Here is a 16530-nt window from a genome sequence, read left to right as displayed (position 1 = left end):
TCTCTGTAGTGAACTCTGAACGCAATTTGCTGACAGACTCACAATAGTCATATAGAAATTTCTCCGGCGATTCACGTCGGAGCTTTAGGGAGGAAAGCTATCCACTTCGCATCACGGCAAACAAGGAGAAAAAGCGTGTATCCACTGCGATTGACACTTGCCCGCCTACTGGCACTGCTCCTCATTACCCTGGCGACAATCAGTCAACCAGGCCTCGCCCAAACACCGGGCAACCACCCTTCCCCCAACGAGCCCAGCAGCGAGCAACTCCTCGCTGACTTACTCGAAGACGACACTACAAGACAGCAACTGATCGATCGCCTGCGTGCTGCCGACGACGATGCAGCAGCCGAAACACCAGAACCTGCTGAATCGCCACAGGTGCACCAGGGGCCGTCGCTGGCGCGACAAATTGCCACCGTCACCGCCAATGCCGGCGGTAACGTCAAAGAGCAATTTGCGGTAATGGGCAGCGCTGTGGAAAGTCTGCTGTCCGGTGACAACGTCAACCCCATGGCCAACACCGCGGCGCTGTTGGCGGCCACGAAGGACATCGCAATCGTGATATTGGCGACCTTTGCTATGTTTCTATTGTTGCGCCGTCTCGCACGGCCAGGCTTTGCCGGATTGAACCGCTGGGCCACAACCGGCTCTGGCCGCTATGCCATGCTCCGTACCGTCGGCGCCGTCGTTGCAGCGGCGGCAATCGATGCGCTGGCGATTGCCGGTGCCTATATCACAGGTAATTTTATTACCTCGGGCCTGTCGGAAAATACTCCTGACAACGGCACTCGTCTGGCACTGCTACTCAACGCCTTTCTGATTGTCGAGACGCTTAAACTGCTGCTGCGCATGCTGTTCGCCGGGCGCTTTCCGGCACTGCGTTTGCTGCCATTAAAAGAGGCTTCGGCCAAATATTGCAACCGGGTGTTCGCAGTGCTGGCGGGCTTTACCGGTTACGGCATTTTGGCTGTTGTCCCCATTATCAATAAAAATGCCTCTCCGGAGCTTGGCGCAGCAATCGCGACACTTATCGTGCTGTTTGCCGCGCTGTACTTCGTCAGCGTGGTCTTCCGCAATAAAAGCACTGTTGCCCAACTGCTGGCGAATAGAGCAGCCCAATGCCCCGGCAGTCGTGGTTTTGCATTGCGACTGCTAGCGCGACTGTGGCATGTATTGGCGATTTTTTATGCCGCCGCGGTGGTCTTCGCCAGCCTGCTTTATCCCACTACGGCCCTGCCTTTTATCGCCAAAGCAACGGCATTGACCGGTGTATATATTGGCGCAGGGGCGCTGCTGCTGGTAGTGATTCGGCAATTTATCGGCCGGGAAATAAAATTGCCGCCATCTCTTTATGAACCTCTGCCGCAACTTCAAATCCGTCTGAACACCTATGTGCCAACCGGTTTGAAAGTGCTGCGCATACTGGTCGGCGCAATCGTCACCACATTGGCGCTGGATGCCTGGGCAGTGTTCGATCTGCATAGCTGGTACAGCACCGACGCGGGACGCAGCACCGTCGCATCCCTGTTCGACATCGTGCTGATTATGATTCTCGCAACGGCGGTGTGGATAGCTGCGGCAAGCTATATCGAGCACCGCCTGTCACCGGACACCAAGCCCACACCTGCCGCTGCCGCGAGGGCTGAAACCCTTCAGGGACTGTTTCTCAGCTCCCTCGCCATTGTTGTTGTCGTTATGACGGTAATGATTGTGCTGTCGGAGATTGGCGTCGAAATTGGTCCTCTGATCGCCGGTGCCGGTGTAATGGGTCTCGCCGTGGGTTTCGGCGCACAAAAGCTGGTACAGGATGTGATTAACGGTGTCTTTATCCAGCTGGAAAACGCGATTAACACCGGCGACTATGTCAACGTAGGCAGTTATGAAGGTACCGTCGAGCGCGTTGGTATACGCTCTGTCGCCCTGCGGGATTTATCCGGCACCTACCATATTGTGCCGTTTTCTGCTGTTGACGCGGTGTCGAACTACACCAAGGACTTCGCCTACCACCTTGGCGAATACGGTATTGCCTACCGTGAAAATATCGATCACGCGATTGAACATCTGCAGGCCGCCTTCGCTGAGTTGCGCGAAGGAGAATTCAGCAACGACATCCTCGACGACCTGCAGGTGGCTGGTGTATCAGCACTGGCCGACAGTTCGGTTAATATTCGAGTGTTGATAAAGACTTCACCGGGTATGCAGTGGGCTGTGGGACGCGCCTATAATCGCCTGGTGAAAATGCACTTTGACGCCGCGGGTATAGAGATCCCCTTCCCCCACACGACGCTGTACTTCGGTGAAGACAAGGATGGCGTTGCGCCCCCCGCACAGGTGCGTGTTGCGGCGGCAAACGGTGAGGGAAGCGAGGAGCTTCCGCACATTACCGGCGACACTCCCAAATCGGACTCCAACTGAAAGGAATCCGGCAACGCACTGCAGGCGGGTTACGCCGCCTCGCAGTGAAGACGGGTATGTATTTCCAGCACCTTGTCCATATTATCCAGAAAGATATCGACCAATACCGGGTCAAACTGCTTACCGCGCTGCTCCTTAAAGTAGGCGATAACTTCTTCCATGGGCCAGGGTTCCTTATACACTCGCCGTGTGCTCAAGGCATCAAACACATCCGCTATCGAGGTAATACGCCCGAACAGATCGATCTCCTCCCCCTGAAGTTGGTTCGGGTAGCCGTTTCCGTCCCACCGCTCGTGGTGGGCGGCAACCACCTGACCAGCCCGTGTAAGCAGATTGCCCTTCTGTTCGCCCAATATCGACACACCGCGCTCTACGTGACTTTCCATCACCTCGCGCTCTTCGTCAGTCAACCTGCCCGGCTTATTCAAAATATCGTCGGGTATACCTATCTTACCCACATCGTGCAGAGCCGCCGATAATTTCAATACCTCAACATCCTCGTCGGAAATACCCAGACAGGTGCCAATAATCGCCGTGTACTCAGCCACCCTTTTGACATGATTGGTTAATTCCTCTGACCGCTCTTCCACAGCCTGACTCAACAACAGCACCAGTTTTCGCTGGCTTTCGAGAACCTCCTGGTACATGGTCTGGTTGTCGAAGGCTATTGCGACGTTGTGGCAAAACAGGTTGACTAATCTGCGGTCCGCCACCGAAAAATCCTGGTCGCAGCTCAAATAAACGATATGGACATCGCCCCGTCTGGAGCGGAAATTTGCCGTGAAAAAGCCCTCGCCGAATAGCGGTTCTTGTCGGAATGCCGCTTCGCGAATGCGCCTGGCGACCGTCGGTGGTAGGCAGGCATCCACCTCCATGCCTTCCAGTTGAGCATTCGGATCACTGCACGCGCTGACAACCAGTCGATGACGTTGATCCTCCGCCTCGCGGGATACCGCAATGGCATCGACAATCAATCCATCTTCCTTGCTGTATAGCAAGGCTGAAAGCTGCGTGAGTACACCGCGGGTAAACTGCACAAGGGAGTGACTCTCAAAAATACTGGCAGAGGCATCTATAACACTTTCCAGCCCCGAGCGACTTTGATTCAGCGCGACCAATTGCCGGTAATGGCCGATGCTGGTGTACACCAATGTATGCAGTTTTTGCGAGGTCAGCTCGGTTTTTTCCTTGTAGTCATTAATATCGTAATGGGTGACGACCTCGAACTCTGGAGCCTGCCCCGGTTGACCGGTTCGCAGTACCAACCTGACTTCCTGGTTGTTCAATTCCTCACGTATCGTTCGCACCGCATCGAGCCCGGCGTGGTCGGTTTCCATTACAACATCCATCAACACCAGCGCAATATCCTTTTCACGGCGCATGATTTCAATCGACTCTTTGCCGGAGCGGGCATGAAATAACTGAATAGAGCGACCCAGAACCTGCATATTGCGCAAGCTGAGCTTGGTGACCGCATGTATGGCTTCCTCGTCATCGACGATCAGAATTTTCCACGGCTCTATCGACGCCGTAGAATCCCCCCCATCAACATCCTCGTTGTCGGGTGACAGCATCAATGCATCATCGTTATTCATATGGACACTCTCTTCGGTTCAATTTAAAGCTCATTTTCGATTTCCAGTGTCGCTGTTCTTATGCATCGACATCAATCGTGTTAAACCGAGACATAACGCGCATTTTTACGTGTCATAGGGCACTTTGGACCGCATTGTCTACGCGTTATTACAGAGGCGAAACAGTACAAACACGCATCGTCTGCCCTTCGCTGTGCTTCTGCAGGAAACGGCATCGGTTAGCGCCAGGGGATTTACGTTAAGGAATGGGTATTCGGCTTTGGAGACCGATATGTCGCCTTGCGCAACCGGCTGCGAATTATCGCTCAGTTGGAAGTCCTGACGAATAAGAAACCGGCGAACCACCGCCAGCGTCAAACACCGGCCGTGGTCCACTTCGCCTGACGGCTATTCAATGGGGATTAACAGCACTAGCCCATGCGGTGCAGCGCGCAAACCTTATTACCTGAGGGGTCGCGCAAATACGCCAGGTATATTTTGCCTGAGGGGCCTTCCCGGGGCCCTGGCGGCTCTTCACAGGCCACCCCACCATTTGCCAGACCCGCAGCGTGCCAGGCATCCGCTTGCTCAGGATTGGCTGCGGCGAATCCTATGGTGCTGCCATTGCCATGTGTGGCGGGCTCGCCGTTAATCGGGGTGGTAATGGCAAAGACACCGGTGTCGGTAAACCAGAAGCAACGCCCTTTGGGGTCAAACACCCCGGGGCCATAGCCCAAGGCACCGAGTATGGCATCGTAGAACTTGCGCGATGCTTCAATATCATTGGCACCGACCATAATATGGCTGAACATAGTTTTCTCCTGAGAATAAAATGTAAATCTGGCGTATTTCGACCTCGGCATGGTCTGCCGACGGGATTAATCCGCTATTATTGGCGGAGGAAATCTGCGATTGCGATTTCCCCTCGGTACAACACCATTGCCGCAATATTTTTTAGTAATGGCATGACTGCGACGGTGTGACAGCAAAGCACGAAACCGGGTCGCCCGCAAACACGACGACGAAGCAGACGGATATCCCATTGAAAGCCCCCCTGATTTTCAAAGCCGGCGCTACCGCCCGAAAAGTGATTGAGCAGGACGGCCTGCACCTTCAGCAGCTGGCCGCAATTGCAGGCGCAGCTGGCGGCCCTAAATGGCTGGTACTGGCCGGTCTTGACCGCCTGTTATTTGGCCAATGGTTGCAAGGGCGCAGTGCTCCCCTGCCGCTGGTAGGCGCGTCCATCGGCAGTTGGCGGTTCGCCGCCGTCGCCCAGGCAGACCCACTGGCGGCCATTGACCGTCTGGAACACGGCTATATTCATCAGTGTTACGACGGCCAACCCAGCCCCCGACAAGTCACCACGACAGCGCGGGATATTATCATTGACCTCCTGGGCGACCGCGGCGGCAGCGAAATTCTCAGCCACCCCTGGGCGCGCCTGCATATCATTACCGCCCGAGCGCTGGGGTGGACTGCCTACGACTCGCCCCTGCGTATGAGCGCCGGATTCGCCGCAGCCATTGCGCTGAATACCCTGCACCGGCCACTACTCAGCCGTTTTTTACAGCGCAGAGTGTTCGGTGACCCCCGCCCCGGCAAACTGCCAAGCTTCGCCTTTCCGGGATTCAATACCGAGCTCCCTGCCCTGACCCAACAGAATCTGGCAGACGCCCTGCTTGCCAGTGGGTCCATCCCCTTCGTAATGGAGAGTGTCAATATCCATGGTCAAGGTGGACGCTACCGTGACGGAGGCATGGTGGACTACCACATTGATCTGCCGCTGCAGGGGGACCGGGACAACGGGCTGGTGCTGATGCCCCATTTTTCTGACCAGGTCATTCCCGGCTGGCTCGACAAATATGTGCCCTGGCGACGTGCCGAAAATCTGGACAACTACCTCATCATGCACCCCTCTGCGGAGTGGGTGGCCAGCCTGCCTAATGGCAAGATCCCCGACCGCACCGACTTCAAACGCTACCAGGGTAACGATGCTGCACGGATTCGCGACTGGCAGTCAGTCGCCAGACGCAGCGAAGAACTTGCCGAGTTCCTGGCCGAACGGCTGGAGAAAGGCGACCTCAGCCACTACCTTTAACCGCGGTGGCCGAGGTCGATCAGGCCGCCTTGACCTGCCCAAGACCACTGGCCCGAGCGATGCCGATCATAATAAAACCAAAGACAAACATGAGTACGCCGTAAACCGCCGACGGCACCGACATGGCCTCGGACTGCAGCAGTGTCAGGGTAACCATCAAGCCCAGCGTGCCGTTTTTAATCCCCAGTTCGATCGCTACCGCGAAGGCCTGTTCCGGCGGCAAGCCAATCACCCGTGCGCCAACGTGGCCCAGTAGCAGGCCTACAATATTGAGTGCGATCACCGCCAGCCCGGCAGATTTGAATAACTCGACCGCCTCGCTGCCTAGCTCAACCAGCACCAGTGCTATGACCGCCAGCAATACCACCATGCCCAACAGCCCAAGCACGCGCTCACAACGGGCGGCGAGACCGGGTTGATAGCGTCGTATAAGCATACCGATCATCACTGGCAGCAACACAATCACAAACAAGGTCAGAATCGTACGCATCACCGGCAGCGCCAACACTTGGTCGCTATCGTTAAAATATTGCAGTGCCATGCCGGTATAGGCTGGCAGAGTGACAATGGTGATTAAACTGGCGAGCACAGTAAGTAATATCGACAGAGCAACATCGCCCTTGCCAAGAAATACAAACAAATTCGAGGTTGTGCCACCGGGACAGGCGGCGATAATCACCAGCCCCACCGCCAACGCCGGATTGAGATCCAGCGCAATAGCGACACCCCAGGCCACCGCTGGCAACAGAATAATCTGCGCAAACAGGCCAAACAGGGTTCCCCGTGGAGCGACCAGAACCTCGCGAAAATCTTTCGGGGTCAGGGTCATGCCCATGCCGACCATAATCAGAAACAACGACAACGGGAGACCTATATCGGTCAGGGTACTCGCGCCCACGGTGCACACTCCTGTAGATTATTATTGAGCGGTCACCCTAGCCCACTGCGCAGCCAAAGACTATCACCTGGATGACATTTCCCCTTGAATACAAGGGCCTGTTAACACTAATGCTCCTGGGCTGCGCCAACACCGCTGGGGGTGCGAATATCTTCGACCAGTTCCTGTATTTCTGCAGGTGGCGCTTGAGTGACCGCAGACACACCATAGGCCACGGTAAAGTTAACGACCGCACCCACAACCCCAAAGGCATTTGGCTCAATGCCGAAAAACCAGTTCTCCGGCATATCGCCGAGAAATGCAGTACTCTGCACAAACATGATGCCCTTGTGCTGAAACACATAAAGCAAGGTCACACTGATACCGGCGATCATCCCAGCGATGGCGCCTTCCCGATTAATCCGCTGACTGAAAATCCCCATCATCAATGCCGGAAAAATCGATGCCGCCGCCAGGCCAAAGGCCAGCGCGACCGTGCCTGCGGCAAAGTCCGGCGGATTTAAACCGAGGTAACCGGCAAAGCCAATGGCAGCGGCCATGGACAAGCGACTCGCCCGCAACTCCGCTTTTTCCGAGATATTGGGCATAACCACCCCTTTCAGCAAATCATGGGAAATCGCCGAGGCGATCGCCAGCAGCAAACCTGCCGCCGTAGAGAGCGCCGCCGCCAGGCCACCGGCGGCCACCAGCGCAATGACCCAGTGGGGCAATCCGGCAATTTCCGGGTTGGCCAGCACAATAATGTCACGATCGACAGTGACCATTTCATTGCTCTCTGCATCGGCGGTGTACTGAATCCGCCCATCGCCGTTTTTGTCTTCGTAGGCAAGCAGGCCGGTTTTTTCCCAGTTTTGAAACCACTGCGGACGCTCCTCATAGGCGAGATTGCTGTCGGCACCAGGTGGAGCAATAGTGTTGTGGAGGTTGAGTCTGGCCATGGCCGACACCGCCGGTGCCGTGGTGTAGAGAATCGCAATAAACAGCAGGGCCCAGCCCGCCGAACTGCGTGCATCCCTCACTTTTGGCACGGTAAAAAAGCGAATAATCACATGGGGGAGCCCTGCCGTACCAATCATCAATGACAGGGTGTAGGCAAACATATTGAGGGTACTTAATCGTTCGCTGGTGGTGTATTGATCAAAGCCGAGGTCGGTGACCACCTGATCCAGCTTGTCCAACAGATAGACATCACCGCCACTAATGGTGCTGCCCAGGCCCAATTGGGGTAACCAATTACCGGTCAGGTTGATGGAAATAAATATTGCCGGAATGGTGTAGGCCATTATCAGCACACAGTACTGGGCAATCTGGGTGTAGGTAATTCCCTTCATGCCACCAACAACGGCATAAAAAAACACAATGGCCATGCCGATCAACAGGCCCGTGTCATAGCTGACCTCAAGAAAGCGGGAAAACGCCACGCCAACGCCCTTCATCTGCCCGATAACATAGGTAACCGAACAGATAATCAGGCAAACCACCGCCACAATACGGGCGGTTCGCGAGTAAAACCGATCACCGATAAACTCGGGCACAGTGAATTTGCCATACTTGCGCAGATAGGGCGCCAGAAACATCGCCAGCAAGACAAAGCCCCCGGTCCAGCCCATCAGGAATACCGAGCCACCGTAACCCATGTAGGCGATTAACCCCGCCATCGAAATAAACGACGCCGCGCTCATCCAGTCCGCTGCGGTGGCCATACCATTGGCAATGGGGTGGACGCCACCGCCGGCGATATAAAAGTCTTTGGTTGATCCCGCCCGGGACCAGATCGCGATACCGATGTACAGCAAAAAGGTTGCGCCCACCACGAGATAGGTCAGTGTTTTTAAATCCATGGGCGATCAGTCCTCGTCGTTAACGCCATACTTGCGATCGAGCTTGTCCATCATCCGCGCATAGATAAACACCAGAGCGACAAACACATAGATAGAACCCTGCTGGGCAAACCAAAAGCCCAGTTTGAAACCACCCAGCCGGACGGTGTTGAGTTCATCGACAAATAAAATACCGCAGCCGTAGGACACGACAAACCAAACCAGCGACAGCCAGAACATCAATCGCAGGTTTTCCTTCCAATAGGCGCGGGCAAGCTCCCGGGATTTAAAAGGCATTTGTTATTATCTCCTCTGCTATTCCGCTAGTTGTAACGCGCCGCAAACAAAAAAGCCAGAATACCTCTACTGGTATTCTGGCTCTGAAAGCGTGATTGACACGATGCTTAGCGCGTCAGCAAGCCATGATCAGAAGACTTCAAACAAGCCCGCCGCGCCCATACCGCCACCGATACACATGGTGACCACCACATATTTCACTCCGCGACGACGCCCTTCCAGTAAAGCGTGGCCCACCAATCGTGCCCCGCTCATGCCAAAGGGGTGACCAATCGCGATGCCGCCACCGTTGACGTTTAACTTGTTATTGTCGATGCCAAGGTGGTCGCGGCAGTAGATCACCTGGCTGGCAAAGGCTTCGTTCAACTCCCACAGACCGATGTCATCCACCTTGAGGCCGTGGCGCTTGAGCAGCTTGGGAATTGCGTAGACTGGCCCTATCCCCATTTCATCGGCCTTGCAGCCCGACACCGCCAAACCACGATAGGCGCCGAGCGGTGCGAGGCCCAAATGCTCAGCCTGAACGCTGTCCATCAGTACACAGGCCGATGCGCCGTCGGAAAGCTGAGAGGCATTACCTGCGGTAATAAAGCGCCCTTCCTTCACCCACTGCCCGTCCTTCCACACCGGCGACAGACTTTGCAGGCTCTCCAGTGTGGTGGAGGGGCGATTGCACTCGTCGCGATCCAGCACCACGTTTTTGTAGCTGACTTCCTTGGTCTCCCTATCCACTACCGCCATACGGGTCGAAAATGGCACGATTTCATCGGCAAACAATCCCGCTTCTTGCGCCGCCGCCACCCGCTGCTGGCTTTGCAGGGCATATTCGTCCTGAGCGTCGCGACTGATACCGTAGCGCTCGGCAACCAGCTCTGCGGTTTCGATCATCGGAATATAGGCAGTGACATCGATATCGGTAACGGTTTTCGACACACTGCGATAGGTGTTTTTGTGCTTGGTTTGAACCAGTGAAATCGATTCGACGCCACCGGCAACGGCGACATCCATTTCGTTACACATAATCGACTTTGCCGCCCAGGCAATGGACATCAGCCCCGAGCTACACTGGCGGTCCATCGTCATGCCTGCGGCAGTGTCGGGCAAGCCCGCGGCAACGCTGCACAGCCGACCGAGGTTGTAGGATTGGGTACCCTGTTGAGCGGCGGCGCCCATAATCACATCTTCGACTAACGCGGGATCGATGCCGGCCTTTTGTACCGCAGCACGCACCGCGTGGCCGCCCATTGCCGGGGCTTCAGTGTCATTCAATGCACCGCGAAAGGACTTGCCCATACCGGTACGTGCCGTTGACACAATCACTGCCTGTCTCATACTGAACTCCAATGTAGTCTTAAACCCTTGTCAGGTATCGACGGTAAGCCGTACCCGCATCGTCGCCGATGATCCGGCGTGTTGTTATGATCTGTTTATCCCGTGTGTTTTAATCGAACTAGGCCCGCTGAGAGGAGCAGCTGATGGTCTCCCCGGTGAGGTAGCTGGAATAATCCGAGGCCAGGAAAATCATCACGTTCGCCACTTCCCAGACCTCTGCCCCACGGCCGTAGGCCTCGCGTCCCTCAAGTTCTGCCAGCAAATCTTCCGGTGCCGACTTTTTTAACATCGGGTGTACCGCCAGTGACGGCGAAACCGCGTTAATGCGCACACCAAACTCTGCCGCTTCCAGCGCGGCACAGCGGGTTAGCGCCATCACTCCGGCCTTGGCGGCGGCGTAATGAGACTGTTCCTTCTGCGCTCGCCAGCCCAGTACCGAGGCGTTATTGACAATAACCCCTTCGCCCCGGGTCTTCATGGTACGCATCATTTGCCGGGTCATACGCATGGTGCCGCCAAGGGTGACGTCTATCACCCGATCCCATTCTGCGTCTTCCATATCGATCAGGGCCTTTGTCGTACCCAGCCCGGCATTATTAATCAACACATCGACGCCGCCACAGAAGTCTTCGGCAAAGGCGATCAGCGCCTGAACCTGTTCTTCGTCGGCGACGTTACATAGCTTACCCGCCACCTGTTCCAGCCCGGTATCAGCGCGCAATTGCTCGACCGCCGCCTGCAAGCGGCCCTCGTGAACATCGCTGATAACGATGCTGCGACAGCCCTCCTCGACCGCACGCTTGGCCGCAGAAAAGCCGATACCCGCCCCCGCTGCTGCGGTGATTAGCACCGAGCGCCCCTTGAGCAGACCGTGGCCGTTGACATACTGTGGTTGATGGATATTCATAATGGCTCCCGAAAAGCGTTGCCGTTACCAGCGTTTTTCCCGGGGCATACCCAGGCCGCGTTCAGCAATAATATTGCGCTGTATTTCGTTGGTCCCGCCGTAGATGGTGTCGGAGCGGGTAAACAGAAACAGCGATTGCAGACGATTCAGTTCATAGGGTGGCGCGGCAAGAATATCCGCCTCCGGCCCGAGAATATCCATCGCCAACTCACCCAGCTCGCGGTGCCAGGTCGCCCAGTACAGCTTGTATATAAGCGCTTCCCGTTGCAGGCTGCCGTCACCCTTGTCGCCGGATAACATGCGCATGCTGTTGTAGCGCATGAGTTTCAAGCCGATATGGGCCTGAGCAATGCGCTGACGAATTGCAGGCTGTTTTGCGGCGCCATTGTCACGGGCCAATGCCACTACTTCGTCAAACTCGTTCTGAAAGGCCATTTGCTGCCCCAGGGTAGACACGCCTCGCTCATAGCCCAGCAGTCCCATCGCGACCTTCCAGCCGTCACCGGGTGCGCCAACGATATCCTCGGCACCACATTCTGCATCGTCAAAAAACACTTCGTTAAATTCAGAGGTGCCGGTGATCTGTTCAATCGGCCGCACAGTGATACCCGGCTGGTCCATTTTCACCAGAAAGAAGCCCAGGCCCTTGTGCGCTTGAGAATCAGGATCGGTACGTGCAATGACAAAGCAGTAGTCCGACTCATGGGCCAGGGAGGTCCACACCTTTTGACCACTGATCAGCCATTTCCCCGCCGCTTCGTCAAAGCGGGCTTTGGTTTTGACATTGGCGAGATCGGAGCCGGCGCCCGGCTCGGAATAGCCCTGGCACCAGAATTCCCGCCCGGACAGTATGCCTGGCAAATAGCGGGCTTTTTGCTCGTCGCTACCAAAGGCAATAATGGTTGGCCCTGCCAGACCATCACCAATGTGCCCCATCCGCCCAGGTGCGCCGGCGCGGGCGTATTCCTCGTAAAAAATCACCTGCTGCTCAATGGTCAAACCTCGGCCACCGTATTGCTTTGGCCAACCGACACAGGTCCAACCGCCCTCTGCCAGACGCTGCTCCCAGCGCTTGCGCTCCTCGGGAAACATATGTTCATCGCCCGGACCACCGCGGAATTTCAGCGGGGCAAACTCACCACTGAGGTTTTCCTCCAGCCAACTGGCGATTTCACGGCGAAAGATTTCGTCGTCTTGATTGAATTGTAATTTCACTCTCTATTCCTTCAGTGGAAACGCGACGCGCAACAGTGCAGGTTAATCCAGCAACATTGCGGCGATGTTTTCTCTGTGCCAGCTACTATCCCCTAAAAGATGTTCACTGGCTTTCGCCCTTTTGAAGTAGAGGTGGACATCGTATTCCCAGGTGAACCCCACACCGCCGTGCATCTGCAAGGCCTCTGCGGCGTTGCTGAAACAGGATTCGGAGCACCACGATTTGGCGATACTGGCGGCTTCGGCCAGATCCGCGCCGAAGGCATTACCGTCACCGAGCGCCGTATCGGCGGTGCAGGCGGCGTAGTAAATCGCTGAGCGTGCCACCTCACTGCGCAGCATCATATCCGCCGCCTTGTGTTTGATGGCCTGAAAGCTGGCTATAGGGCGATTGAACTGATGGCGCTCCTGGGTATAGGCCACTGTCATATCCAGCAGCTGTTGCATCGCGCCGGCCTGCTCGGCAGCGAGAGCAATGGTGGCCAGTTGCAGCGTTTTTTCCAGCGCCTGCCAGTCTCCGTGCTCAAGTTCGGCACTGGCGGGCACGCAAAGATTATTCAGACTTATGTTCGCCTGGCGGCGAGTCTGATCCATGGTGGGCAACACTTGGCGCTCCAGTCCTGCCTGTTCGGCCGTTACGACGAACAGACGTATACCCGAGGGTTGGTCACAACCCTGTTCCCGGGCGGCCAGTATCAGGAATTCAGCGCTGTGCCCGTCGATGACGTAACGATACTCACCGTTGAGCACCACCTCGTCGCCACGGCGCTGAAAGTCTGCGGAAACACCCTCTACCGACCAATCGCGACTGCGGGTAAAGGCCAGTGTAGCGGTGCTGCCCGCACAAATGCGGCCAAGGTAGTCGGCTTTTTGCGCCTCGGAACCTGCGCATAACAGCGCGTTGGTGGCCAAGGCCACAGTTGAAAAATAGGGTGCGCACAACAGGAAGCGACCCATCTGCTCGAACAGGGCCACCACCTCAACGTAGGAAAGCCCCAGTCCACCGTAGGTCTCGGGGATATGAATCGCCTGCCAGTAAAGTTCGCCGCAGAGGCGCTGCCACAGCTCGGCATCGTAGCCGAGCTCTGTACTCATAGCCGCGCGAACCGCGGCACTGGTCGAAGTCGCTTTAAGAAAGGTCTCCGCCGAATCGCGGATCATCTGTTGCTCGTCGGTAAACGCAAAATCCATACAGACTCCAGTTCACGACGGAGACCTCGATCTGCATACGAAAGGCGTTACAAACGCAATTGCAGGCGGATAAAGGGGCCGTCTTCAAAATCAAACTCACCGCCCTTTTCGGCGTCGAATTCAATATCTCCATAACCCAGCTGTAGAGCCGAATTCTGGAAAAGGGTAAATTCCATGCTCGCCGACCACTCGTTATAGCCAATTACGTCGCTGTAGCTGGTGGCATCCGGGCCATAGTAATAACCGGCGCGAGCACGCACTAAATCATTAAAGGGCAGACTGAGGTCGCCGCCAAAAGCCAATACGCCACCGTCGAAACCGCTGTCGTCGGCATTCAGGGCGATTCCCTTTGCTCCGACACGGCCGGTCAGCGCGCCGCGACGACCGTTGGCATACAGGCCGAGAGCCACTAAATCGGCATCGTCTTCGTGGTGCATCCAGTCAAACTGGGCACTGCTTTCGGCGCTCATATCCCCCGCGAGCGAAACGCCGAAACTGTCGTCACCAAAGCGGAAGGCAACCCCCCCGGCCAAAGCGGCATTTGCGCCAGAGGCAATAAGCAACGCTGCAACAAGACGTGATTTCATGGTGCTGATTTCTCCCCGAATTACGGATGTTGAAAATCAGCTACCATACACTTTCTGGGCGGGAATCTCCTGCGAAAGTAATTTTTCCACAGCTTCACCCACCTCGGCCGGCTGCCAGCGATCGCCTTTGTCGACCAATGGCCCGGTGCGCCAGCCGTCGGCAATGGAGATCTTGCCACCCTCTGCCTCGAAGATGCGTCCGCTGACATGGGCCGACGCCTCACTGCCCAGCCACACCAGCAGGGACGACACATTTTCCGGGGCAAAATAATCAAAGCTGCCGTCTTCGGGCTTGGCCATGCGCTGCGCCATCGCTTCTACGGAATTGGTCATATTGGTACGTGCCGCGGGGGCCACGGCGTTGGCGGTAATGCCGTAGCGCGCCAGCTCCGCCGCCTGATTCAACGTTAACGCGGCGATACCTGCCTTGGCCGCAGCGTAATTGGACTGGCCGACAGATCCCTGTAAACCCGCACCGGAAGTGGTGTTGATAATCCGTGCATCGACCTTGTGCCCTTCCTTACTACGACCACGCCAGTAATGCACCGCGTGGGAGGTGATGCAGAAATGCCCCTTCAGGTGCACCGACATAATGGCATCCCAATCCTGCTCGGTCATCGACGCGAACATGCGGTCGCGGTTAATGCCCGCGTTATTCAATACAATATGCAAATCGCCGAAGGTCTCAATCGCCTGCTTCACCGCGTTCAAACTATCATCGTAGTGGGTAATATCAGAGGTATTCACCACCGCGCTGCCACCGGCGCCGACAATCTCATCCACCACCCGCTGGGCCGCCTCACGATTGATATCGTTAACCACCACCTTCGCCCCCTCAGCGGCAAAGACTTTAGCGTGGGCCGCACCAAGGCCGCCCCCCGCGCCGGTGATAATCACCACCCTGTTGTTGCAGATTGTCATGGTTTCAGTCCTGATTTTGAGTTACCGCGGAATGCTTTACGGGAGACGGGAGAAGCAACGACACCGCAGGCTAGCCACGCTATCGCACTGGCGTTTTCCGTCTCCCGTACAGCATCTCCCCCCTATAGCCTTTCCAATATCGTTACATTCGCCTGACCGCCGCCTTCACACATGGTTTGCAGGCCGTAGCGGCCTCCGGTGCGTTCCAGTTCATGCAATAGTGTGGTCATTAATTTGGTACCGGTGGCACCCAGTGGATGGCCGAGGGCGATCGCGCCGCCGTTGACGTTGGTTTTGGCGTGGTCGTAGCCGGTTTCCTTTAACCAGGCCATCACCACCGAGGCGAAGGCTTCGTTTATTTCCACCAGGTCGATATCCGCCAGGCTCATACCGGCTTTTTTCAGTGCATATTCTGTTGCAGGTATCGGCGCGGTCAGCATCCAGATCGGGTCTTCGGCGCGCACGCTGATGTGGTGGATACGAGCGCGGGGAGTGAGGTTATATCGTTTGAGTGCCGCTTCGCTGACGATCAGCATCGCGCTGGCGCCGTCACAGGTTTGGCTGGATACCGCGGCGGTGACTTTGTCACAGCCAAACAGGTAATCCAGTTCAGCCATTTTTTCCAGGGTGGATCGGCGCGGCGTTTCGTCGGTGGTGACTCCGGCGAGTGGCACTATCTCGCGATCAAAACGGCCCTCCTCAATCGCCTGTAAGGCACGGCGGTGGGACTCAAAGGAATATTCTTCCAGGTCGCGGCGGGACAGACCCCATTTATCCGCGATCATTTGCGCCGATTTGAACTGCGTCGGCGGCTCACTGCCGTAGCGGGCAACCCAACCTTCAGAGCCGGAAAAGGGGTCGCTGAAACCCAGTGGCTCCGCCGCCGTCATTGCCGACGAAATCGGAATCTGGGTCATGGTCTGCACGCCCCCCGCCACTACAACGTCCATCGTCCCGGACATCACCGCCTGGGCAGCGAAATGCACCGATTGCTGGGACGAACCGCACTGACGGTCGATGGTTACCCCGGGGACTTCCTGGGACAACCCTGCAGCCAGCCAGCAACTGCGGGCAATGTCACCGGCCAAGGGGCCAATGGCATCCACGCAACCAAAGATCACGTCTTCATATTCATTGTCGGGTATACCATTGCGCTCTACCAAAGCCTTCAGTACATGGGCACCGAGATCCGCACCGTGAATATGGGATAAACCACCCTTGCGACGCCCGGTGGGGCTGCGTAGTGCATCGACAATATAGGCCTGTGCCATC

Annotated in this window: 14 protein-coding genes; 2 read left to right on the top strand and 12 right to left on the bottom strand. The window is 56.4% G+C overall.

Translation table 11 applies throughout. The features are described 5' to 3' along the window. The first annotated feature begins 135 nt into the window (after window positions 1-135). Window positions 136-2418 carry a mechanosensitive ion channel domain-containing protein gene (locus tag HCU74_RS09855; protein WP_345889675.1) on the top strand — a complete coding sequence of 761 codons (2283 nt, stop codon included), beginning with the start codon at window positions 136-138 and terminating at the stop codon, window positions 2416-2418. A 29-nt stretch (window positions 2419-2447) separates the two neighbouring features. Here HCU74_RS09855 and HCU74_RS09850 read toward each other — a convergent pair whose 3' ends face one another. Next, window positions 2448-4013 (bottom strand): DUF3369 domain-containing protein, encoded by a 1566-nt coding sequence (locus tag HCU74_RS09850; protein ID WP_168450267.1) that lies wholly within the window; start codon window positions 4011-4013, stop codon window positions 2448-2450. Between the two features lie 410 nt (window positions 4014-4423). Further along, window positions 4424-4804 carry a VOC family protein gene (locus tag HCU74_RS09845; RefSeq protein ID WP_168450266.1) on the bottom strand — a complete coding sequence of 127 codons (381 nt, stop codon included), beginning with the start codon at window positions 4802-4804 and terminating at the stop codon, window positions 4424-4426. A gap of 230 nt (window positions 4805-5034) precedes the next feature. Here HCU74_RS09845 and HCU74_RS09840 point away from each other — a divergent pair, with 230 nt between their 5' ends. After that, on the top strand, window positions 5035-6090 hold the full coding sequence (locus HCU74_RS09840; RefSeq protein ID WP_168450265.1) for a patatin-like phospholipase domain-containing protein: 1056 nt from the start codon (window positions 5035-5037) through the stop codon (window positions 6088-6090). A 19-nt stretch (window positions 6091-6109) separates the two neighbouring features. Here the strand turns inward: HCU74_RS09840 and HCU74_RS09835 are convergent, their stop codons facing one another. The 10 genes from HCU74_RS09835 to HCU74_RS09790 form a co-directional block, all read right to left on the bottom strand. Next, complete coding sequence (locus HCU74_RS09835; protein WP_168450264.1) at window positions 6110-6988, bottom strand: bile acid:sodium symporter; 879 nt, start codon at window positions 6986-6988, stop codon at window positions 6110-6112. A gap of 107 nt (window positions 6989-7095) precedes the next feature. Next, window positions 7096-8829, bottom strand: coding sequence for a sodium:solute symporter family protein (locus HCU74_RS09830; protein WP_168450263.1), 1734 nt, complete (start codon window positions 8827-8829; stop codon window positions 7096-7098). 6 nt (window positions 8830-8835) lie between these two features. Next, window positions 8836-9105 carry a DUF4212 domain-containing protein gene (locus HCU74_RS09825; protein WP_168450262.1) on the bottom strand — a complete coding sequence of 90 codons (270 nt, stop codon included), beginning with the start codon at window positions 9103-9105 and terminating at the stop codon, window positions 8836-8838. Between the two features lie 129 nt (window positions 9106-9234). Further along, window positions 9235-10437, bottom strand: a complete 1203-nt coding sequence (locus HCU74_RS09820; RefSeq protein ID WP_168450261.1) for an acetyl-CoA C-acyltransferase — start codon at window positions 10435-10437, stop codon at window positions 9235-9237. A gap of 118 nt (window positions 10438-10555) precedes the next feature. Beyond that, entirely contained in the window at window positions 10556-11344 is a 789-nt protein-coding gene (locus HCU74_RS09815) for an SDR family oxidoreductase (RefSeq protein WP_168450260.1), read from the bottom strand. 24 nt (window positions 11345-11368) lie between these two features. Continuing rightward, window positions 11369-12559 (bottom strand): acyl-CoA dehydrogenase family protein, encoded by a 1191-nt coding sequence (locus HCU74_RS09810; protein ID WP_168450259.1) that lies wholly within the window; start codon window positions 12557-12559, stop codon window positions 11369-11371. A gap of 42 nt (window positions 12560-12601) precedes the next feature. Beyond that, window positions 12602-13750 (bottom strand): acyl-CoA dehydrogenase family protein, encoded by a 1149-nt coding sequence (locus HCU74_RS09805; protein ID WP_168450258.1) that lies wholly within the window; start codon window positions 13748-13750, stop codon window positions 12602-12604. A gap of 47 nt (window positions 13751-13797) precedes the next feature. Next, the gene (locus tag HCU74_RS09800; protein WP_168450257.1) at window positions 13798-14337 is read right to left on the bottom strand and encodes a YfaZ family outer membrane protein; all 540 of its coding nucleotides are present in this window, start codon (window positions 14335-14337) and stop codon (window positions 13798-13800) included. 36 nt (window positions 14338-14373) lie between these two features. Beyond that, on the bottom strand, window positions 14374-15258 hold the full coding sequence (locus HCU74_RS09795) for an SDR family oxidoreductase (RefSeq protein WP_168450256.1): 885 nt from the start codon (window positions 15256-15258) through the stop codon (window positions 14374-14376). A gap of 122 nt (window positions 15259-15380) precedes the next feature. Beyond that, window positions 15381-16529, bottom strand: a complete 1149-nt coding sequence (locus tag HCU74_RS09790; protein WP_168450255.1) for an acetyl-CoA C-acetyltransferase — start codon at window positions 16527-16529, stop codon at window positions 15381-15383. Between the last annotated feature and the right edge of the window lies 1 nt (window position 16530).

This window comes from Spongiibacter thalassae (genome assembly GCF_012272835.1).
Taxonomy (GTDB): Bacteria; Pseudomonadota; Gammaproteobacteria; order Pseudomonadales; family Spongiibacteraceae; genus Spongiibacter; species Spongiibacter thalassae.
Note: the sequence above shows the minus strand (reverse complement) of the source record. Positions and strands in the feature narration are given on the sequence as shown.